Source organism: Micromonospora sp. NPDC048169 (assembly GCF_040652815.1).
In the GTDB taxonomy this organism is placed as follows: Bacteria; Actinomycetota; Actinomycetes; order Mycobacteriales; family Micromonosporaceae; genus Micromonospora.
The window spans coordinates 1-20,603 of sequence record NZ_JBEZMS010000062.1 but is presented as its reverse complement, the minus strand read 5'-3'; the positions used below and the strand labels follow the sequence as shown (position 1 = coordinate 20,603).

The 20,603-nt window shown below is 74.9% G+C and carries 13 protein-coding genes and 1 pseudogene; 10 read left to right on the top strand and 4 right to left on the bottom strand.

Annotated elements, in window-relative coordinates:
- Positions 1-78: 78 nt before the first annotated feature.
- The 5 genes and pseudogenes from AB0D28_RS28905 to AB0D28_RS28885 form a co-directional block, all read left to right on the top strand.
- Positions 79-1,059: pseudogene (locus tag AB0D28_RS28905) on the top strand (hypothetical protein); the annotation flags it as partial.
- A 4-nt stretch (positions 1,060-1,063) separates the two neighbouring features.
- Positions 1,064-4,345 (top strand): right-handed parallel beta-helix repeat-containing protein, encoded by a 3,282-nt coding sequence (locus AB0D28_RS28900; protein ID WP_357390934.1) that lies wholly within the window; start codon positions 1,064-1,066, stop codon positions 4,343-4,345.
- Between the two features lie 32 nt (positions 4,346-4,377).
- Positions 4,378-4,698, top strand: coding sequence for a YbaB/EbfC family nucleoid-associated protein (locus AB0D28_RS28895; protein WP_357390932.1), 321 nt, complete (start codon positions 4,378-4,380; stop codon positions 4,696-4,698).
- 119 nt (positions 4,699-4,817) lie between these two features.
- Positions 4,818-5,453 (top strand): response regulator transcription factor, encoded by a 636-nt coding sequence (locus tag AB0D28_RS28890; RefSeq protein ID WP_357390930.1) that lies wholly within the window; start codon positions 4,818-4,820, stop codon positions 5,451-5,453.
- A gap of 1 nt (position 5,454) precedes the next feature.
- A complete protein-coding gene (locus AB0D28_RS28885; RefSeq protein WP_357390928.1) occupies positions 5,455-7,845 on the top strand; it encodes a hypothetical protein in 2,391 nt (796 codons plus the stop codon).
- A 4-nt stretch (positions 7,846-7,849) separates the two neighbouring features.
- On the opposite strand, the gene AB0D28_RS28880 is transcribed toward AB0D28_RS28885, so the two are convergent.
- The 3 genes from AB0D28_RS28880 to AB0D28_RS28870 form a co-directional block, all read right to left on the bottom strand.
- Positions 7,850-9,868: a BTAD domain-containing putative transcriptional regulator gene (locus AB0D28_RS28880; RefSeq protein WP_357390926.1), complete on the bottom strand. Its 2,019-nt coding sequence runs from the start codon at positions 9,866-9,868 to the stop codon at positions 7,850-7,852.
- Entirely contained in the window at positions 9,865-12,027 is a 2,163-nt protein-coding gene (locus tag AB0D28_RS28875) for a BTAD domain-containing putative transcriptional regulator (RefSeq protein ID WP_357390924.1), read from the bottom strand. The genes AB0D28_RS28880 and AB0D28_RS28875 overlap by 4 nt, the downstream gene beginning before the upstream one ends.
- A 288-nt stretch (positions 12,028-12,315) precedes the next feature.
- Entirely contained in the window at positions 12,316-13,545 is a 1,230-nt protein-coding gene (locus tag AB0D28_RS28870) for a cellulose binding domain-containing protein (protein ID WP_357390922.1), read from the bottom strand.
- A gap of 289 nt (positions 13,546-13,834) precedes the next feature.
- Here AB0D28_RS28870 and AB0D28_RS28865 point away from each other — a divergent pair, with 289 nt between their 5' ends.
- The 3 genes from AB0D28_RS28865 to AB0D28_RS28855 all read left to right on the top strand — a co-directional run bounded on the left by AB0D28_RS28865 (position 13,835) and on the right by AB0D28_RS28855 (position 15,586).
- The gene (locus tag AB0D28_RS28865; RefSeq protein ID WP_357390920.1) at positions 13,835-14,179 is read left to right on the top strand and encodes a hypothetical protein; all 345 of its coding nucleotides are present in this window, start codon (positions 13,835-13,837) and stop codon (positions 14,177-14,179) included.
- Between the two features lie 94 nt (positions 14,180-14,273).
- Positions 14,274-14,612 (top strand): PadR family transcriptional regulator, encoded by a 339-nt coding sequence (locus AB0D28_RS28860; RefSeq protein ID WP_357390918.1) that lies wholly within the window; start codon positions 14,274-14,276, stop codon positions 14,610-14,612.
- Positions 14,609-15,586, top strand: a complete 978-nt coding sequence (locus AB0D28_RS28855; protein WP_357390916.1) for a hypothetical protein — start codon at positions 14,609-14,611, stop codon at positions 15,584-15,586. Before AB0D28_RS28860 ends, AB0D28_RS28855 begins: the two co-directional genes overlap by 4 nt.
- 27 nt (positions 15,587-15,613) lie before the next feature.
- On the opposite strand, the gene AB0D28_RS28850 is transcribed toward AB0D28_RS28855, so the two are convergent.
- Positions 15,614-17,599, bottom strand: coding sequence for an acyl-CoA dehydrogenase (locus tag AB0D28_RS28850; RefSeq protein WP_357390914.1), 1,986 nt, complete (start codon positions 17,597-17,599; stop codon positions 15,614-15,616).
- Between the two features lie 171 nt (positions 17,600-17,770).
- Here AB0D28_RS28850 and AB0D28_RS28845 point away from each other — a divergent pair, with 171 nt between their 5' ends.
- Both AB0D28_RS28845 and AB0D28_RS28840 read left to right on the top strand, forming a co-directional pair.
- Positions 17,771-19,492, top strand: coding sequence for an ABC transporter ATP-binding protein (locus tag AB0D28_RS28845; protein ID WP_357390912.1), 1,722 nt, complete (start codon positions 17,771-17,773; stop codon positions 19,490-19,492).
- Positions 19,489-20,603 (top strand): ABC transporter ATP-binding protein (locus tag AB0D28_RS28840; protein ID WP_357390910.1); only part of this gene is annotated, 1,115 nt, incomplete at its 3' end. The genes AB0D28_RS28845 and AB0D28_RS28840, both read left to right, overlap by 4 nt.

Below are 20,603 nucleotides of genomic sequence, written 5' to 3'. Positions count from 1 at the left end.
AGCGGACCACGAGCTTGCGCAGCCGGGGCGCGCGCTGCGCGGCGGCGAGCAGCTGCATGGTGCCGATGACGTTCTGTTCCTTCATCCCCGCCCGGTCCGCCGTCGATGCCGGTCGCGGTCGACCTGCCGCCCGCCGCGCACGCCGGCACCGGCCCGGCGCGGAGCGCCGAGCCGGTGGACACACCCGGGCGGGCAACGACCGCCGGGCCGGCGGAGGACGCCGAGCCGTCGGAGGTGGCCGCCGAGGCGCGGCTGCAGCCGGTGCCCTCGGCCGGCGCGGGCGCGCTGCTGTCGGAGAAGAAGGGGCTCGCCGACGAGCGCGCCTGGCTGCGCCGCACGCTCAGCCGCGAGTTCGACGTGATGGCCAGCTCGGTGTCCCGGATCATGTCCGAGCACCCGGGCATGCAGGGCTCCGGCGTGTCCACCGACGACGTCCTCGCCGACTCGGTCGCGCTGCGGCTCTACCTGACCGGCCGTGGGCCGGGCGTCGACGCGGGCCTGCGGTCAGGCCGCAAGGGGCCGCACGTGCCGTTCGCGCGCTGTGTGGTCGCCGGGGTCTCCCGGATGCCGTCCTTCCGGGGCACCACCGTCTACCGGCTCTCGCCGACCGCCGGGGAGTGGGCGCTCTACCAGGACCGGCGGCTGGTCACCGACTGGAGCTTCGTCAACGCGCTCACCCAGCCGTGCGCCGCCGAGGACGGCGACACCGACGTGCTGATCTGGTCGATGACCGCCCGCCGGACCAGCCTGCTGGAACCCGACGGCGACGAGCACGTCGAGGACCGGGTGCTGTTCCTGCCGGGTACGAGCTTCAAGGTGCTGGACCTGCGCCGGCCCGCGGCGGGCGGGCGCGGCGCGGTGCTGCTGCGGGAGATCGGCGCCAACGAGATCGACGACACCGGCCGGGTCGACTCCAACCGGCTGTCGCTCGACGAGCTGGCGATCACGTCGCTGCGGCGCAGCGTCGACCGCTGGGCCACGGCCGAGCCCCGGGTACGCGTCGGAGCGGCGGCCCGCGGGCGCCTGCGGGTGCTGCCCGGACTGGACCGGAAGGGGTGACGCGGTGAGTCGGCAGGTTCTTGTGGTGGGCGACCGGAGGCCGGGCTCCCATCCGACGATCGGCGCCGCGCTGTCCCGCGCCGAGCCGGGCGCCACGATCGACGTCCACCCCGGCCGGTACGTCGAGAAGCTCGTGGTCGGCGACCGGGTGACGATCAGCGCGGTCCAGCCCGGCACGGTCGAGGTGCACGTCGAGGAGGGCAGCGTTCTCGTCGTCCGCGGCGAGGGCGCCCACCTGCGCGGCATCACGCTCAGCTCAGCCGACGCCACGCTCGCCGCTGTCGACGTGTACGCGGGCGAGGTGGCGCTCGACGACTGCCGGGTCAGCGGCGCCTCCTGGGTGACGCTGCTGGCCCGCATGCAGGGCACCGTCGCGTTGCGCGGCTGCGACGTGACCAGCTCGGCGGGCGCGGGCGTGGTGGTGATGTCGGCCGGTTCGAGCACGATCGAGGACACCGACGTCCACGACGTCGCCACGAGCAGCGTGGTGGCCGGCGAGCAGAGCGCGCTGACGCTGCGCCGCTGCCGGCTGCGTACGGCCGGCGCGAACAGCGTGTGCGTCGGCGGCGACGCCCGGCTCACCGTCGAGCAGTGCGAGATCACCGGCGCCGGCAAGCCCGCCCTGGTGGTCGAGCAGCGCGCGTGGGCCCGCATCCGCGGCCTGTCCGTCACCGGCAGCGGCAACGTCGACGTCTTCGTCCGGGGCGAGGCCGACGTGCAGATCAGCGACTCGACGTTCACCGGCGCGGCGGTGCAGTCGGCGCACATCGCCGAGGGTGCCTCGCCGTCGTTCCGCGACTGCACGTTCGGCGGCGCCGGGCACACAGCGGTCCAGGTGCTCGGCGGCGGCCGGCCGACCTTCACCGACTGCACGATCCAGGACGCGCCGGTGGGCGTCGCCGTCAACGGTGGCGCCCCGCGTTTCCTCGGCCTGACCGTGCGGGGTACGCGGGACAACGTCGCGGTGCTCGCGGGCGAGTCGGCGGTCGTGCTCCAGCGGCTGCGCGCCGAGATCACCACGGGCTCCGGGGTGCTGGTCCAGGACGGCGCCTCGCTGGAGGGCACCGACCTGGTGGTGGACGCGGGCGAGGCGACGGCGCTCGCGCTGACCGGACCGGCGCGGGGCGTCGTGCGCGAGGCCCGCCTCACCGGTACCGGCGCGGCCTGCGTCCGGGTGGGCGCCGGCGCCGACCTGACGCTGCGCGCGGCCCTGCTGCGCGGTTCCGGCGTACTGGCCGAGGGGGCGCTCCAGCTCGGCGACAGCGAGATCGTCGGCGCGGCCCGCGACGGCCTGCGGGTCACCGGCTCGGCGAGCGTCACGCAGACCCGGGTACGTGACGCCCGGGCCGACGGGATCGTCTTCGAGGCGGGCTCCCGCGGGTCGGTGAGCGACGGGGAGGTGTTCGGCAGCGGCGCGGCCGGCATCGGCGTGGACACCGTGGAGCCGGTCGCGCTCACCCGGTGCGTGGTGCGCGACAGCGGCGGCGAGGACGTGCGCCGCGCGCCCGGCGCGACGGTGACCACCGAGGCGCTGACGGTGGGCCGTCCGCAGGCCATGCCCGCCGGCCCGCCGGCCGCCGCGCCGGTCCCGGTCGCCGACGACGAGGGTACGGCCGAGGGGAACGGCTCGGACGAGCTGAGCGAGCCGCTTCGCGAGTTGAACGGCCTGATCGGTCTGCGCGGGGTGAAGCAGGAGGTCACCGCGCTGATCAACCTGATCAAGATGTCGCAGGTCCGGCTCCAGATGGGCCTGCCGATGCCGCCGATGAGCCGGCACCTGGTCTTCGCGGGCCCGCCCGGCACCGGCAAGACCACAGTGGCCCGCCTGTACGGCTCGGTGCTCAAGGAGCTGGGCATCCTGTCCAAGGGCCACATGGTGGAGGCGGCGCGGGCCGACCTGGTGGGCCAGTACATCGGCTCCACCGCGATCAAGACGACCGAGCTGGTCACCAAGGCGCTCGGCGGCGTGCTCTTCATCGACGAGGCGTACACGCTGTCCAGCGGTTCCGGCGGTTCCGGACCGGACTTCGGCCAGGAGGCCATCGACGCGCTGATGAAGATGATGGAGGACCACCGAGACGAGCTGGTGGTGATCGTCGCGGGCTACTCCGAGCTGATGGAGCAGTTCCTGGCCTCCAACCCCGGTATGGCGTCCCGCTTCACCCGTACCATCGAGTTCCCGAACTACTCGGTCGAGGAACTCGTCACCATCACCTCGAACCTGGTCAGCAAGCACTACTACGAGCTGACCGACGACGCGGTGGACGCGCTCACCGCGTACTTCACCCGGGTGCCGAGGAACGCCACGTTCGGCAACGGCCGGGTGGCGCGCAAGCTGTTCGAGGCGCTGATCAACAACCAGGCGTCGCGACTGGCCACCACGCCGCCCACGAAGGACAGCGAACTCAACCGGCTCACCGCCGCCGACGTCGAACCGGAGCTGGCGCTGCTGGAGGACCTGCCGGTCGAGCAGGGTGAGCAACCCGACGCGGCGACCGATCCCACCGGCGCGATAAACGCTGCCCGCAGCTGGAAACGGATCTGCGGCCTGGTCGGCGGGCAGCGGGTGAAGGAGGCGGCCGGGCAGACGCTGTTGCAGCTCTGCGAGGGGCGCAACCGCCGGCGCGGCCCCGGCCGCACCGGCAACGTGCTGCTCGCCGGCCGGGCCGGCAGCGGCCGCAGCGAGTACGCCCGGCTCTACGCGGCCTGCCTGTCCGAGCTGGGCCTGGTGCCGGTCGGCCACCTGGTGCGGGCGGGCACCAGCCGGGAGCTGGCGCCGCAGTGGCCCGGCCAGACCGGCAGTCTCGTCGACGCGGTGCTCGACGACGCGGCCGGCGGGGTGCTCCAGCTCGACTACGTCGACGACGGCTCCGGCGTGGCGCCGGAGATCGCCGAGGCGCTGGTCGGCCGGATGCGCTCCCGGCTCGGTGACCCGGTGGTGGTGCTGACCGGCGACGAGGCGGCGCTGGCGGGCCTGCGGGCCGCGGTGCCGGCGGTGAACGAGGTGTTCGGCCAGCAGTGGTCGGTGCCCGAGTTCAGCACCGACGAGCTGGCCGCGATCGTGCTGCGGCACCTGGAGCGGCGGGGCCACGAGGTGCCCGACGACGTCCGCGCCGCGCTGACGCAGATGGCCGGGCGGTTGCCCGAGCGCACCGTCCACGCCGCCCACCAGTTCTCGCTCGCGCTGACCCGGCGCACCGGCTCCCGTACCCTCGCCCTCGCCGACCTGGCCGCGCCCGGCCCGGCGGTCGGCGAACGGCTCGGCGGCCTGGCCGCCGTCGGCTGACCACCCGCCCGTCCCGGACAGAAAGGCCCGGCATGCAACCCGAGTCCAAGCCGATCCCGCCCTCGTTCCAGGAGTTCATGGAGAACGCGCAGCGCCTGGAGGACCAGATGCGCGGCGCGCAGGCGGAGTTGGCGAAGGCGGTCGTGACCGGTCGCTCGCAGGACGCCACGGTGGTCGTCATGGCCAGCGGCCTGGGCAGGGTCCAGGCCGTCCGGGTCGACCCGGTGGTGTACGAACGGCGTGACGCAGCGTCGTTGCAGGCGGCGATCATGGAGGCGATCCAGGCCGCGGGCGAGAATGCCGGGAAGCTCGCGACGGAGAAGATGGGCCCTGTCGAAATCAATCTTCACTGACTGAAAAAAGTCTGACCAGCGGTTACTCGCACATCTTCACGCCTGGCAGCCATCCGGCCGGAGACTGTGGAGATTTCCTGAAGGACTCTCCATGAGACTGTCACCCCCTACTGACAGTGATGGAGATGGCTGTGGAGCAAGTTGCCGTCTTTGTGCACGCGCCCGACCCGCTGACCCACACCGGCCTGACCGCCCACCTCCGGTCGTGTCCGGACATCACGCTGCTGGACAGCGCGGACCGCACGCGGGCGCGGGTCCTCGTCGTCGCCGCCGAACGGCTCACCACCGACGTGATCGCCATGCTGCGTCTCGCGGCGACCGAGATCGGCGCCCCGGTCGTCCTGATCACCACGGAGGTCAGCGAGCAGGAACTGCTGACCGCCGTCGAGTGCCGCGTGGTGGCGGTCCTGCCGCGCGCGGCGGTCACCGCCGAACGCCTCGCGCACAGCGTCCGGGCGGCCGCCTCCGGCGGCGGCGTACTGCCCCCGAACCTGGTGGGCGAGCTGCTCAAACACATCGAACGGCTCCAGCGCGACGTGCTCAACCCCAACGGGCTGAACGCTTCCGGCCTGACCGCGCGGGAGATCGACGTGTTGCGGCTGATGGCCGAGGGCTTCGACACCAACGAGATCGCCGACGAGCTGCGCTACTCCGAGCGCACGGTGAAGAACGTCATCTACGGCCTCAACCACCGGCTGAAGCTGCGCAACCGCTCGCACGCGGTGGCCTACGCCCTGCGCTCCGGCATGATCTGAGGTGATCACGCGCCACACCGTCGGCAACGCCCTGGTGCTGCACGCCAGTGAGCGGATCAGCACGGAGGCCCGTACGGTCGCGCTGTCGGTGGACCGGGATCCCGACAACGACATCGTGATCCTGGACCTGCAACACGAACTGCCGTTCGACATCTGGGACACGGTCGCGACCGAGCTGCGCCGGCAGCGCCTGCGCCGGGGCATCCGGCTGGTGGTCTGCGGCGCTCGCCCGGAGACCGGGGCGCTCGCCGGCCAGTGGCTCTCCGACCGGCTGGGCCGGCCGGTGATCGCCCCCTTCGGGCGGATGATCCCGGGCGCGGCGGGACTGCTGTTCGTGCACGCGACCGACCTGGGCGGCTGGGTCTGCTACCGGCGCGGCCAGACGCCGGTCTGGCAGTCGAAGCGCTATCCCGTACCGGCGTGGGACGGCGCCGCCGTCGACCACCTGACGATCAGCTCGACCTGCGCCGCCGAGCCGCTACCCGGCGGCGTGTGGTTGCGGGAGAGCCGCGACGAGGCCGCCGTCGCCGTACACGGAAGTCACCTCACCGCGACGATGCCGTGCCTGCCGGACGCGATGCCGGTGCTGGTGGGCTGCCCCGGAACGGCGCCGCTGCGCCTGGACGACATTGCCCGGTTCTGGCGCGGGCTGGCGCCCGAGGGCCGCGACCACGCCCGCTTCGTCCAGTACGGCCCGGTCGCGTTGCCCGAGGGCGACCAGTTCGGGCAGGCGCTGGCCGACCTGCTGCGCTGCCCGGTGCGCGTCTTCACCGGCGTGCCCACCGGCCGTCCGGACGGTCCGGCGATGTTCACCGTCGACACCGACGGGCGGCCCGGCTGGCAGGTCTTCGCCGAGGAACTGGCCTACCGTCCCCGGCAGACCCTGGGCGCGAAGGCGGTGACGCCGCGCATCCTGCGCCACCGCGCGCCGCCGGAACTCGGCGAGCCGGTCGGCCCCCGCGTCTACCAGTACGCCCACGACGCGGTGGTCGAGGTGATCCCCTCCGGCCTCTGGCTGCGCGGCCCCGAGGCGCCCCGGCACGCCGACCGGATCCGCGCGGTGCCGATGGACCCGAACCGCGCCCGGCTGGTGGTGGACGATCCGGCACCGGCCGTGGCTGACCGCCACCGGGAACTGGCCGGCGACCTGACCGCGCGGCTGGACCCGGCGACCCGCGGGCGAACGGCGGTACAGCCGTCCTCGGCCGTGGCGCCGGGACGTCCGGGGCTCTCGGCTCGCGGGTTCGAGGCCGGGACGTACTGGCACACGACCGGTGACGCCGCCGGTCCGGTCTCCGCGCCGCCGGCGGCTGTGCCGCCCGTCCCGGTGCCGGCGGCCGTGCCGGAACCGGTGCCCGTCGCCGTGGCCGGTCCGCCCGCGCCGCCGACCGGCGAGGTGGCCGCTGCCGGGGTGGCCGTTCCCGCCGCCCCGCCGGACGCGGCCCCGCCGGCCGGCTCCGGACTACCCGGCGCGGCGCCGGAGGTGGCCGGACCGCACGGTGCCGGGTCAGGCGTGGCGGGGCCGCACGGCGAGGGACCGGATGTGGCCGGGCCGGTGCTCGGCGGCGGCGCGGGGTGGGCGACGGGCCCGACGATGACGTTGCCGGTGCGGCGCCCCGGCCCGGCGCCGGTCCGCTTCCAGCGCACCCCCGGCGACGACGCGCGCGGCGTACGCCCCGGACCCGACCTGGACGAGGAGCGGACCTGGTTCCGGCGCGCGTTCCGCCGCGAGATCGCCGCCGTCTCCGCCGACGTGGCGGACGTGCTCACCGCGCACCCGGCGCTGGCCGAGGGCGCCGGCGCGGTGGAGTACGCCACCGCCGTCCGCCTCTACCTCTCCGCCGCCGGTGACGGCCTGGACCAGGCGCTGCGGTCCGCCGAGCCGGGTGGTCACGTGCCGTTCGCCAGGTGCGTGTCGGCGGGCGTACGCCGGCTGCCGGCGCACCGCGGCGTCGCGTACGCCGGCGCCGAGCTGACCACGGCGGACCTGCGCCGGATCGCGCAGCGCCGGGTGCTGACGGACTGGGGGTTCACAAACGCGCTCGCCGAGCCGCCCGCCGACCTGCCGGGCACGGTCGAGGTGCTGATCTGGTCGGCCACGGCGCGGCGCACCGCCGTGTTCGAGACCGGCGACGGCGTGCCGGCCCGGGTCCTCTTCCTCCCCGGTACGGCGTTCACGGTGCTCCAGGTGCAGGAGCCGGAGGCCGGTGCCCCGGCCCGGCTGCTCTTGCGGGAACTGGCAGTGGAGGAGCCGCCGGTCGACGGGCGGGTACGCTTCGACGCCCTCGCCCTGGCCGCCCTGCGCCAGCATCTCGCGCGCCGCACCGGCCCGGGTACGCCGGTCCCGGCGGCGGCCGCGCGCCGGTTCACGGGCGTACCCGGGCTGCGCTGAGGGCCTACCCGTCGCGGAGGGCGGCGAGCGTCGCCCGCTGCGCCTGCGACAGCCGGCGGCTCGCCAGGGCGCGGCGCACCAGTTCCCGGCCCGCCTCCGGCGCTTGGCGGAACAGCTCGTCGCCGTGCGCGACCAGCCAGCCGACCAGCCATTCGTCCACCTCGGGCGGACCGGCGAGCAGGTGTTCGGCGATCCGGATGAGCGCGCCTCCGTTCTCGGCGAGCGCCTGCGCCGCGTGCCGGTGCAGCGTCGGGCGCAGCGCGGCGGGGATGCCTGCGGCGAGCGCCCGCCGCAGCACGGGTTGCCGGAACGCCAGCTCGCTGCCGGCGGCCACGAGGACGTCGGCGGCGACCGCCTCCTCCAGCCCGGCCATCAGGTCGAACGGCGACCGTCCGGTGACCGCCGCGACCTCGGCCACGGCGAACTCGCCGCCGAGCAGGGCGGCGTAACGCAGCGCCTCCCGGGCGCCGGGGGAGAGGTGGTCGAGGCTGGCCCGCACGGTGTCCAGGAGCGAGCGCGGCATGTCGTCGGCGCGCGCGTCGACCTCGGCGAGCCCGTCGACCACCCGTACCGCGTCCTCCGCCACGAGTCCGGCGACCAGTTCCCGGGCGTACAGCGGATTGCCGGCGGCCAGCGGCGCCAGTGACCGCAGCGTGGCGCCGGGCGGCACGCCCACCGTCGTACCGAAGATCTGTTCGATGTCCGGCGCGGGCAGCGGGGCGAGCCGGATCAGGTGCCCGTCGCGGGTGCTCACCCCGCGCCGCAGCCGGGCCAGGTCGCGGCGACCGGGCTCGGGCCGGGCGGTCGCGACGAGCAGCAGCGGCAGCCACCGGGTCAGCGCGGCCAGCCGCTCCCAGGCCAGCAGGCTCACCTCGTCGGCCCACTGGAGATGGTCGACGGCCAGCACCAGCGGGCCCGTGGCGGTCAGCGTCCGGACGTGGTCGAGCACCCGGTCGACGGCCGTGGCCGGGTCCTCGTGCGGCGCGTCCTCCAGGGCCAGCGCCCGGAGCATCACGTGCAGCGGGATGCGGCTGGTGAGTTCCTCGGCGACGCCGCGCGCGACCCGGTGGCCCCGCGCCCGCGCCTCGTCCAGGGCGGCGTCGAGCAGTGCGGACTTGCCGATGCCCGGCTCGCCCTCGATCCACACGATCGCACTGCGGCCCGCTCCCAGCAGGCCGGCCAGCAACGCCAGGTCGCCGTCGCGTCCGACCAGGGCACCCCGCGGCGGTACGGCGGGCGCCGCCACGGCTGCCGAGGCGGCCGGTGCCGCAGCGGCGGCCGGCGTCGGCTCGGCGAGGATGCGGCTCTGCAGCCCGCGCAGGGCCGGGCCCGGCTCGACGCCGAGTTCGGCAGTGAGCACCCGGCGTGCGGCGTGGAAGACGTCGAGCGCCTCGGTGCCCCGGCCCGCCCGGTGCAGCGCGCCCATCAGCAGCTCGTGGAACGGCTCGTGCAGCGGGTGGTCGCGGACCAGGCCGGTCAGCTCGGCGATCAGCGCGTCGTCGCCGCCGCCGGCCAGGACCAGCCGGGCCCGCCGCTCCGCCGCGGCGATCCGCAGCTCCGTCAGGCGGTGCCGGTCGAGGTCGGCGAAGAGGCCGGTGACGTTCGCGTACGCCTCGCCGTGCCAGAGCGCGAGCGCCTCGTCGAGCAGGGCCACTGCCTCCCCGGACCGCCCGGCGGCGGCCGCCGCCCCGGCCGCCTCGCACAGCCTCTCGAACCGGTCGGCGTCCAGCGCGCCCGGTTCGAGGCGCAACGTGTAGCCGGTCCGGCCGGAGCGCAGCAGCCCTCCGGCCGGGCCGAGGCCGCGCCGCAGCCCGGAGACGTAGGTGTAGATGTTGCCCGCCGCGGTGCTCGGCGCCGACTCGCCCCAGAGCGCGCGGATCAGCTCGGTGCGGGTGACCGGGCGGTTGGCGTTCGCCGCCAGCACCGCGAACAGGGCCCGCCGCCGGGCCGGGCCGAGGTCGATCTCGACCTCGCCGTTCCAGGCGCGTACCGGCCCCAGAACGGTGACGCGCAGTCTTCTCACCGCTGGCCGGAGACCGGTGTCCCGACGGCGATCCGGTCCATCTCGGCGCGCGTCGCGGCGTCCCCGGTGTGCGCCGACACCCAGCTCGCCTCGGCGCCGGCGGGCAGCCCGCTGCGGTGCAGCACCCGGGCCAGCTGCGCGGTGAGCAGCTCGCGGGCCGGTGCGGAGAGGCCGGGTGCGGCGACGGCGTGCCGCAGCACCGCGATCGCGGGCGCGGGGGCGACAGCGCTCAGCTGCGCGGCGTGCGCGGTGAGCCAGTCCTGCACCCACGCGTCGACCGGCACCGGCCCGGCCAGCAACTGGCCCGCGACCCGGCCGAGGTCGCCGCCGGCCTCGGCGAGCCGCTGGGCGAACTGCCTGTGCATCAGCACCCGCAGCGCGGTCGGGATCGCGCCGCGCAGGACCCGGCGGATGACCGGGTGCCGGAACCGCAGGCGGCGTCCGTCCTCGACGAGGAGGCCGGCGGCCAGCGCCTCCTCCACGGCCGGCAGGAGCTCCGGCGCCGATCTGCCGGTGACCGCTGCGAGGTCGGTCACCAGGTAGTTGTTGCCGAGGAACGCGATCGCCCGCAGCAGTTGACGGGTGTCGTCGGCGAGCGGTTGCAGGTGCCGGGAGACGGCGTCGGTCAGTTCCGGTCCGGGCGTGTCGGCGGTCCGGCCGTCGCGGTCGGCGAGCACGAGATGCCGCAGGTAGTACGGGTTCCCGGCGGCCGCCGCGACGAACGAGCGCGCGGTGCCCAGATCCGGGCCGGGCGGGCGGGACCAGGTGCGCACCAGGCCGGCCGCCGTGTCGTCGTCCAGCGGCCCGAGTTCGATCAGCGCGGTGCCGTCGCGGGGCAGCACCCGGCGCAGGAGCCGCACCTCGTACCCGGCGGGCACCGGGCGGGCGGCGGAGACGAGCAGCAGCGGCAGCCGCGTGGTGAGCTTGTGCAGCGCGTGCCAGATCAGCAGCGACATGTCGTCGGCCCACTGGAGGTCGTCGAGGACCAGCAGCAGCGGCCGTTCGGCGCACCGCGCGACCACGAACCGCTGGACCGTGTCGATCACGGTCATGGTCGGTGACGCCCCGCCCGTGCAGGCGTGCAAGGAGGCGGGCAGGCCGGCGTCGCCCAGTGACAGGCACTCCAGCACGATGCTCAACGGCATCCGGTACGCCAGCTCGTCGCCGACGGCCCAGCCGACCCGGACGCCGAGCGGGGCCGCGCCGCTCAGTCCCTCGGCCAGCAGCGCGGACTTCCCGATGCCGGCCTCGCCGCTGACCCAGACGCTGCCGCCGCGTCCGCCGGCCAGGCCGGTGACCGCCGACCGCAGGTGGGCCAGCGCGGCGGAGCGACCCCGGAAGCCGGGGTGCCGGGACGGCGCCGGACCGGGGGCGCGCGGGTGCGCCGGGTTGCCGCCCAGGAGCTGTTCGTGGATCTGCCGGAGCGCGGCGGCGGGTTCGGTGCCGGCCTCCTCGACCAGCCGGTCCCGCAGTGCGGCGTACAGCGCCAGCGCCTCGGCGGTACGCCCCTGCGCGGCCAGGGCCCGCATGGCCACCGCGTACAGGCTCTCCCGGGCCGGGTGGCGGCCGGCGAGCGCGAGCAGACGGTCGACGACCTCGGCGCCGCGTCCGAGGCCCAGCATCAGCTCGGCCTGCCGCTCCACTGTGGTCAGGTACAGCTCGCCGAGCCGGATCCGATGGCCGGCGGCTCGTGGTCCCGGTACGCCGACGAGCGCCTCGTCGCCCCGCCACTCGGCCAGTGCGGCGTCCAGCGCGGCCAGTTCACCGGTCGTGTCCCCGGCGGCGCGCGGCGCGCGGCTGCGCTCCCGTAACCGCTCGAAGCGGTGCACGTCGACAGCGTCGGCGTCGACGTGCAGCCGGTAGCTGCCGCCCTCGGACGTGAGCACCCCGCCGGAGGACCACCTGTGCCGGTCCGGTTCGAGCATGCGGCGCAGGGCGGAGACGTACGTGTAGAGGTTGCCGGTCGCGCTGGCCGGGGGATGCTCACCCCAGACGGCGGCGATCAGCTCGTCCCGGGACAGGCCCCGCTCCGGGGTGAGCGCCAGCGCGCTGAAGACGGCCCGGCGCTGAGCCGAGCGCAGTGGCAGTTCCCGCCCGGCGTACGTGATCCGGAGACTGCCCAGCAAGCGGATGTCGAAGCCACTGCACTGTGCCGTCATGCCGTCCTCGTGGTGACCGGATACCTGCCTCGGTGACAACCGTTCGGCGGAACCCTAGCCCAACCATCTACCATGTCAACTTCGTGTGGATGGCCGGAAGGCTTACGGCACAGGGCTTTCCGGTGCGCGAAATGTTTACCTCCGGCCGCCGGTGGTCGCGCTAGCAGGCAGTCTTCGCGAGGCCGGTCCAGACCGTCCACGAGGGATCGGCGGCGGCCGTGCGTACCGGCGAGACGATACTCACCTCGGCGGGGGCCGGCGTCCGGCGCCGGCCCCCGCCGGAGTGGTTCAGCTGCCGGCGCAGGTGGCGGTGGCGCCGCCGCCGCTGCCGGTGCCCTGGAATCCGAAGGTGGTGGTCTGCCCCGCGCCGAGCCGTCCGTTGTAGCTCTGGTTGGCCACCGTGACGGTGCCGCTGGTGCCGCTCGGCACGCCGTTCCACAGCGAGCTGATCGCGGCGCCGCCGGGCAGGGTGAGCGTCACCCGCCAGCCGGTCAGCGCGGCGCTCCCGGCGGTGACCGTCACGCTGGCGACGAAGCCGCCGTTCCACTGGTCCTGGACGGCGTAGACGGCGGTGCAGGAGGCCCCGCCGGGCGGCGGGGTGGTGGGCGGAGGCGTCGTCGGCGGCGGCGTGGTGGGCGGCGGGGTCGTGGGCGGGGGAGTGGTGGGCGGCGGGCCGTCGAGCGTCAGGTTCTTCTGCTGCACGCTCCACTGGGTGCGGCACAGCCCGCAGTCCGGGCCGACGAAGTTGGCCCCGGCGCCGATGTCGCCCTTCAGCCGCCACTTGAGGTAGAGCACCGCGACCCGGCCGAACTCGCCGCCGTTGGGCTGGTCGTACGTGCCGCCGTGCCCGACGTTCAGGTTGCCCATGAAGGCGGGCAGCCCGGGCGGCAGCTTGCCCCAGTCGTCCATCGCGTTCGGGTACGCGATGTCGCTGGGCCCGCCGACGATGTACGCGATCGGCTTGGTCAGCCGGCGCAGTTGGTAGTCGTCGGCGTCGTTCAGCAGGCCGCTGCTGAAGATGCCGGTGGTGGTGACGCGCGGATCGTTTGAGACCGCGTACGCCTCCAGGCCGCCGCAGGAGAACCCGGCCACGGCGATCTTCGTGGTGTCGATCCGGTTGTAGTACTTGCTGCCCGACCGGGAGTTCTCCGCCACCGCCCAGTCGATGGACTGGGTGAGCATCTGGGAGTTCGTGGAGCCGGAGCCGTTCGGTGCGCCGTTGGCGATGGCGAGGAAGCCGTGGGAGGCGATCTCGCGCAGGAAGTTGCCCTGGGAGAGGCCGTTGGCCGAGCACGCGCCGTTGCCCCACACCAGGACGGGAAGGCGCTCGGACGGGAGCGTCTGGGGCCGGAAGATGGTGTGGTTGGGCAGGCTCGACGAGGTCTCGTAGTCGGCGGGGTAGGGCCCCGAGCCGCCGATCGCGGCGCCCGCCGGTGTCGCGCCGAGCGCGACGATCACCGAGGCGATCGGGACGACGGCGGCCGCCAGCCCGGCGTAGATCTTCGATCTTGTTCTCATGCGTCCTCCAGGGGACGTCGTGACGGCGCTCCCTGGGAGGTGGTGGTGGCGGTCTCGGCCACGTCGGCGTGGCGCCGCCGGGTGCGTCCCCGCGGGGGGACCGGCGGGAGCTTTGCAGTTACTATCACCGCCGTAACCAAATGTGTCAATGCACGTCGGTCGATGCCTGACGCCGATTTGGTTGACAACTCAACTTTTCTCCGGCACGGTTGGCATCGATGCGCATCGCTCCTGGCGGGGCGGGAAACCGCCGCCCCTCCCTGGCCGCCCACCGTCCCTGGAGGACAGAATGCGCACGTCCACCATGCGAATCGCCGCCGGTCTCGCCGCCGCGGCCCTGACCGTCCCGCTGCTCGCCACGCCCGCCGCCGCCGAGCCGGCGACGATCCCGAACCCCGACACGGGCCTGGTCTTCTACTCCAGCAATCCGCTCGCCGTGGTCGCCCGGCAGGCCGCGCCGGACGGTCTCTGCCGCCCCTTCCCGGCGGACTCCGACTGGTTGCTGGCCTGGAGCGGAGGCTTCCAGAACGTCATCGGCTACAAATCCGCCGACTGCGGCGGCGAGGGGTACGGGCTCGGCCTCTTCCGGGGCTGGACGACGCGCGGCACCTTCGGCTCGTATCGGACGCTCTGAGCGACCCCCGCGACGCCGGTCCGCGGCACGTGAGCGTGGCGTGCCGCGGACCCCTCGCGTCAGAGGTCTTGCATAGCAAGGTATCTTGCGAAGCATGGACGGTGCACGCGAGCGGATCACCACGAACATCCGCAAGGGCGTGCTGGAGTTCTGCGTGCTCGCGTTGCTCGCGCGGCGCGACATGTACGGCCTGGAACTGGCCGAGTGGCTCGCCGTCCGTGGCCTGACCGCGAGCGAGGGCAGCCTGTATCCGCTGCTCGCCAGGATGCGGCAGGCGGGCACCGTGGAGACCCGGTGGGTGGCGCCCGAGCAGGGGCACGCCCGGCGGTACTACACGATCACCGATCAGGGGCGGGCGCACCTGCGGTTGTTCGCGGGGGTGTGGCGGGAGATCCAGCCGCACGTCGACGAGTTGATGGCGGAGGAGACATGAGCGACGACGGCTTCCCGGAGGCGGCGGAGACCTATCTGCGGGCCCTCGACGCGGAGTTGTCCGAGGTCCCGCCGGGCGCGGCGGGCGAGATCGTCGCGGACGTCCGCGCGCACATCGCCGACGCGCTGGACGGTGGACGCGACATCGCCGAGATCCTCGCCGGTCTCGGCGAGCCGCATGAGGTGGCGGGCCAGGCGCGGGAGGAGCTGGGCCTGCCGGTCCAGGACGGCGCGGAGCGGGCCGCCCGGATGCTGTCAGTGGTAGCGGTGGCGGCCGGTGTGCTGATCGCCGTGTGCGTGAGCTTCCTGCTGCCGTCCACCGTGCCGGTGGACCCGCTCGGCGCCGACTCCGGCGAGCAGGGCCTCGTCCGCCGGTTCGGCCCCGGCATCGCGATGCTCACGGTGCTGCCGGCGCTCCTCGCGGCCGCGCCGCTGGTGCTGCCCGACCGGGTCCGCGGCGCGGCCCGGTTCGCCGGCGCGGCGGTGCTGGCGCTGTTCGCCTGCGCGTCCGGCGAGATCGGCCTGTACTACTTCCCGCTCGCGCTGGTGGCCGGTGCGTCGGCGCTGGTGCCGTGGGCGTTGCGGCGCGGAGCCGGTGGACGGTGGTGGCACTACCTGACCGGCGGGTTCGTGGCGATGCCCGGCGTGCTCGTGGCGGTCGCGTCGGCGGGCGGCTCGGTCGGCGTCGGCTGGGTGGGCGCGGCGCTGTGGATCGCCGCACCACTCGCCGTCGGCGCGCTGTGCGCGTACGGCATGCGGGCCGGTTACGCGGTGACCGCGGTGGCCGGGGCGCTCGTGATGACCCTCGCGATGGCCGAGCGCGGCTTCCTGTTCGCCGCGTTCTGGCTGTTCGGCGGCCTGTACCTGGCGATCGGCGCGAGCGGGTACGCCGCGTCGCGGGCCGCCGCGGCCGACCCGGCCGGGACGCCGGATCCGCCGGTACGACCGCGACCCGCGCCGGCCCCCGGCACCTGACCGGGGGCCGTGGCGCCACGGCCGGCCCTAGCCGGCGGCTGCCTGTGCCTCCGCGTCGTGGGCGGCCATCTGCTCCTGGCGTCCGGGCTCCTCGCGCAGGATCGCGGCGTGCAGCCACGCGTCCGGGATGGCGAAACCGTCCACCAGCGTGCGCATGTACGGCCGCAGTTCCTTGAGCAGCCCGTTCACCACGCTGGTGATCGTCTTGGACCGGGCCGGGGTGAGCCGGCCGTGCTCCAGCAGCCAGCCCTTGTTCGCCTCGATGACGCTCAGCGCGTACAGGTCGCAGACCCGGGACAGCAGCTCCTTGACCGCCGGGTCGGCGGTGGCGTCGATGCCGGCGACGAACGCCTCCAGGGTCACCCGGTCGACGTGCGCGGCGGCGACGGCGAGGACGTGGTCCTGCACGTCGTTGAAGATGTCGAAGGGACGGTCCTTCTTCGTCGACGCGCCGCCGCGCAGCCGGCGGACCGCGCTGTCCAGCAGGTGCTCCTCGCGGTCCTCGAACACCTTGAGCTGCCAGCCCCGGTCGGTGACCGCGACCTCGTCGTCGCGGCCCGGCACGGCGCCGACCAGCCGCGCGATGAGCGCCCGCGCGGCGGTGCGCTCCAGCACCATCTCGCGTACCTGCTCGGCGACGAAGGAGGCGCGTCCCCAGCCGTCCAGCGAGCCGAACTCGTCCCGGTAGCCGGTCAGCAGCCCCTTGGCGACCAGCTGGAGCAGCACCGTGTTGTCGCCCTCGAACGTGGTGAACACGTCGGTGTCGGCCTTCAGGCTGGGCAGCCGGTTCTCCGACAGGTAGCCGGCGCCGCCGCACGCCTCCCGGCACGTCTGGATGGTGCGCGTCGCGTGCCAGGTCTGCGCCGCCTTGAGCCCGGCGGCCCGGGACTCCAGCTCCCGCTGCCGGTGCTCGTCGACCGGCCCGTCGCCGCCCTGGATCTCGTCGAGCGCGGCGACCAGCTCGGTCTGGGCGAAGTGCAGCGCGTACGTGGTGGCGAGCGCGGGCAGCAGCTTGCGCTGGTGGGCCAGGTAGTCGTTGAGCAGCACCTCGCGGTCGCCGTCGCCGTCGCTGAACTGGCGGCGGATGTCGCCGTAGCGCACCGCGATGGCGAGCGCCGCCTTGGTGGCCGCCGACGCGGCGCCGCCCACGCTGACCCGGCCCCGCACCAGCGTGCCGAGCATGGTGAAGAAGCGGCGCGAGTCGTTCTCGATCGCGCTGGAGTACGTCCCGTCCTCGGCCACCTGCGCGTACCGGTCCAGCAGCATCTCCCGGGGCACCCGGACGTGGTCGAAGCTGAGCCGCCCGTTGTCCACGCCGAGCAGCCCGGCCTTGGGGCCGGCGTCGCCGATGCTCACGCCGGGCATCGGGTTGCCGTGCTCGTCGCGGATCGGCACCAGCCACGCGTGCACCCCGTGGCGGTGCCCGCCGCTGATCAGCTGGGCGAAGACCACGGCCATCCGCCCGTCCCGCGCGGCGTTGCCGATGTAGTCCTTGCGCGCCGCCTCGTGCGGCGTGTGCAGGTCGAAGGTCTGCGTCAGCGGGTCGTACACGCAGGTCGTGCGCAGCTGCTGCACGTCCGAGCCGTGACCGGTCTCGGTCATCGCGAAGCACCCGAAGAGACGGCCCTCGACGATGTCCCGGAGGTAGGCGTCGTGGTGGCGCTTGGTGCCGAGGGCGGCGACCGCGCCGCCGAACAGGCCCCACTGCACGCCGGCCTTCACCATGAGTGACAGGTCGACCTGCGCCAGCATCTCGGTGGCGACGATCGAGGCGCCGATGTCGGACCGGCCGCCGTACTCGGCCGGGAAGCCCGCGGCGATGCCCAGCTCGACCGGGAGTTCGCCGAGCAGCCGGGTGATCCGCTCCCGCGCCTGGTCGCCGGTCTCGCCGTAGACCGGCAGGAAGCGCTCGTCGAGGTGTTTGCGGTGGGCCTGGCGGACCTCGGACCACGGTCCGTCGAGCGTCTCCTGGAGGCGGGCGATGTCGATTCGGCCGGACGCGTGATCGAGCATGGTCGCTCCTCTGGGGCAGCGGACATTTGGGTGCACTCTCGGCCTGATCAACATTACCGGCGGTCACCGGACCCCGCTGGCGGAGGCCGTGGTGAGCCGTGCCACCCGCCTCGGTCGCTTCCGGGGCTGAGGTTAGGCTGTCCTCACTTCGAGCACTGGAGGCGTCCCCTCGTGTCCCCGCAACCCGCCGGCCGCGCTGTCACGGCCCGGTACGTGCTCCGTCAGGCGTTGCGCCGTCAGCGGCGTCCGGTGCTGATCGGCGTCACGCTGCTCGGCCTGCACCAGGTCGCCGAGGCGCTCGTGCCGGTGGCGATCGGCGTCATCATCGACCGGGCCGTGGTGACCGGCGACCCGTGGGCGCTGGCGTACTCGGTCGCCGGCCTCGCCACCCTGTTCGCCGTGCTCGCGTTCGCCTACCGCAACGGCGCCCGCCAGGCGTTCGCGGCGGTGGAGCGGGAGGCGCACCTGCTGCGGGTGGAGATCGCCGAGCGTGCGCTCGACCCGCGCGGGCACCGTTCCGGCCTGCGCGACGGCGAACTGCTCTCCGTCGCCGCCTCCGACGCCGAACTCTCCGCGTACGTGGTGCGGGTGGCCGGGTTCGGTGTCGCGGCGGTGACCGCGCTGACCGTCGCGGCGACCGCGCTGCTGGTCATCGACATCCCCCTCGGGCTCGGCGTGCTCGTCGGCGTGCCGGTGCTGGTCCTGGTGCTGCAACGGATGGCGCCGCTGCTGTCCCGGCGCAGCGCCTCCCAGCAGGAGGCGCTCGCGGAGACCACCGCGCTCGCCGTGGACCTCGTCTCCGGCCTGCGTGTGCTGCGCGGCATCGGCGCCCAGCACCACGCCGCCGGCCGGTACGCCGCCGCCAGCCGCAACGCCCTCGCCGTGACGCTGCGCGCCGCGAACACCAAGGGACTGCACCTCGGGCTGACCACCGCCGCCAACGGCCTGTTCCTCGCGGCGGTGGCCGGGGTGGCCGGCTGGCTCGCCCTGCGCGGCCGGCTCACCATCGGCGAGCTGGTCACAGTGGTCGGGCTCGCGCAGTTCGTCGCCGAGCCGGTGCAGACCATGGGCTACTGCGTGCAACTGTTCGCGATGGCCCGCGCCTCGGCCGCCCGGGTGGCGCGCGTGCTCGGCGCCGAACCGCTGACCCGGCCCGGCGACGCCGCGGCGCCGCCGTACACGGACGGGCCACGGCTCGCCCTCGACGACGTCGGGCACGCCGGGCTGGACGGGGTGAGCCTGCGCGTCGGCCCCGGCGAGATGGTCGGTGTGCTCGCGTACGACCCGGCCGACGCCGAGGCGCTGGTGGCGCTGCTGTCCGGGCGGGTGCCGCCGGACCAGCGCCGGGGCGCCGTACGCGTCGACGGCGTGCCCGCCGACGAGCTGCACGTCGACGCGCTGCGCGGCACGGTGCTCGTCGAGCCGCACGACGTGACGCTGTTCGAGGGCACGGTGGCGGCCAACCTCGCCGCCGGAGCCCGGACCGAGGAGGCGAAGCTGCACGCCGCCGTCCGGGCCGCGGCGGCGCAGGACGTGGTGGACGCGCACCCCGGCGGCCTGGAGCACCGGCTCGTCGAGCGGGGCGCGAACCTCTCCGGCGGGCAGCGCCAGCGGCTCGGGCTGGCGCGGGCGCTGCACGCCGACCCGCCGGTGCTGGTGCTGCACGACCCCACCACCGCCGTCGACGCGGCCACCGAGGCGCAGCTCGCCGACGGACTGGCGCGGGCGCGCCGGGCGGCGCCCCGGGGCACGGTGCTGGTCACCAGCAGCCCGGCCCTGCTGCGGATCACCGACCGGGTGGTGGTGATCGCCGACGGCCGGGTGACCGCCGAGGGACCGCACGAGCGCCTGCTCGCCGAGGACACCCGCTACCGCGAGGAGACACTGCGGTGACCGCCGACCCGCGTACCCCCGGCCGGACGTTGCTGCCTGTCGCGTCCGCCCGGCAGACCTGGACCACGCTCGCCGCCCGGTTCCGCGAACGGCCGGGCCTCAGCGCCACGGCCGCGACGGTGCTCGTCGTCGCCGCCGCGGGTGGCCTGGTCGCCCCCTGGGTGCTCGGCCGCCTGGTCGACGACGTCATCGCCGACGCCCCGGCCTCCCGGATCGCCGGCCGGGTGGCGGTGATCGCCGCCGCCGCGGTGCTCACCGGCCTGCTCACCGCACTCGGCGCCGCGCTCGCGTCCCGGCTCGGCGAGACGGTGCTGGCCCGGCTGCGTGAGCGCGTCCTCGACCGGGCGCTGCACCTGCCGTCCGCGACGCTGGAGCGGGCCGGCACGGGCGACCTGCTGGCCCGCGTCGGCGACGACGTGGCGGTGGTGACGAACGTGATCGCGGTGAGCGGCCCCGCGTTCGTCGGCGCGCTGCTGTCCGTGCTGCTCACCGTGTTCGGGCTGGTCGCGCTGGACTGGCGGCTCGGCCTCGCCGGGCTGGTCGCCGCGCCCGCGTACGCGCTGGCGCTGCGCTGGTACCTGCGGCGCTCGGCGCCGTACTACGCCCGGGAGCGGATCGCCACCGGCGAGCGGACGCAGGCGATGGCCGGCGCGCTGCGCGGCGCGGCGACGGTGCGCGCGTACCGGACCGAGGACGCGCACGTGGCCGCGATCGCCGAGCGTTCCGGCGTGGCGCGGGACCTGTCGCTGGAGATCTTCAACCTGCACACCCGCTTCGGGCTGCGGATCAACAGGTCGGAGTTCCTCGGCCTGGCCGCGGTGCTGGTGGCCGGGTTCTTCCTGGTCCGCGACGACCTGGTCACCGTCGGCGCGGCGACCACCGCCGCGCTGTACTTCCACCGCCTGTTCAACCCGATCGGCCTGCTGCTGATGGAGTCCGACTCGGTGTTGCAGGCCGGCGCGAGCCTCGCCCGGCTGGTCGGCGTGGCCGAGCTGCCCGACACCGCGCCAACCGCCGCGTCCGGCCCACCCGCCGCGTCCGGCCCACCCGCCGCGTCCGGCCCACCCACCGCGTCCGGCCCACCCACCGCGTCCGGCCCGGCCGCCCGGCC

What these genes read in the sequence shown, in the direction of transcription:
- AB0D28_RS28850 (WP_357390914.1), bottom strand. Translation starts at nt 17,599, where the DNA reads ATGCTCGATCACGCGTCCGGCCGAATCGACATCGCCCGCCTCCAGGAG.
- AB0D28_RS28870 (WP_357390922.1), bottom strand. Translation starts at nt 13,545, where the DNA reads ATGAGAACAAGATCGAAGATCTACGCCGGGCTGGCGGCCGCCGTCGTC.
- AB0D28_RS28875 (WP_357390924.1), bottom strand. Translation starts at nt 12,027, where the DNA reads ATGACGGCACAGTGCAGTGGCTTCGACATCCGCTTGCTGGGCAGTCTC.
- AB0D28_RS28855 (WP_357390916.1), top strand. Translation starts at nt 14,609, where the DNA reads ATGAGCGACGACGGCTTCCCGGAGGCGGCGGAGACCTATCTGCGGGCC.
- AB0D28_RS28895 (WP_357390932.1), top strand. Translation starts at nt 4,378, where the DNA reads ATGCAACCCGAGTCCAAGCCGATCCCGCCCTCGTTCCAGGAGTTCATG.
- AB0D28_RS28860 (WP_357390918.1), top strand. Translation starts at nt 14,274, where the DNA reads ATGGACGGTGCACGCGAGCGGATCACCACGAACATCCGCAAGGGCGTG.
- AB0D28_RS28865 (WP_357390920.1), top strand. Translation starts at nt 13,835, where the DNA reads ATGCGCACGTCCACCATGCGAATCGCCGCCGGTCTCGCCGCCGCGGCC.
- AB0D28_RS28890 (WP_357390930.1), top strand. Translation starts at nt 4,818, where the DNA reads ATGGAGATGGCTGTGGAGCAAGTTGCCGTCTTTGTGCACGCGCCCGAC.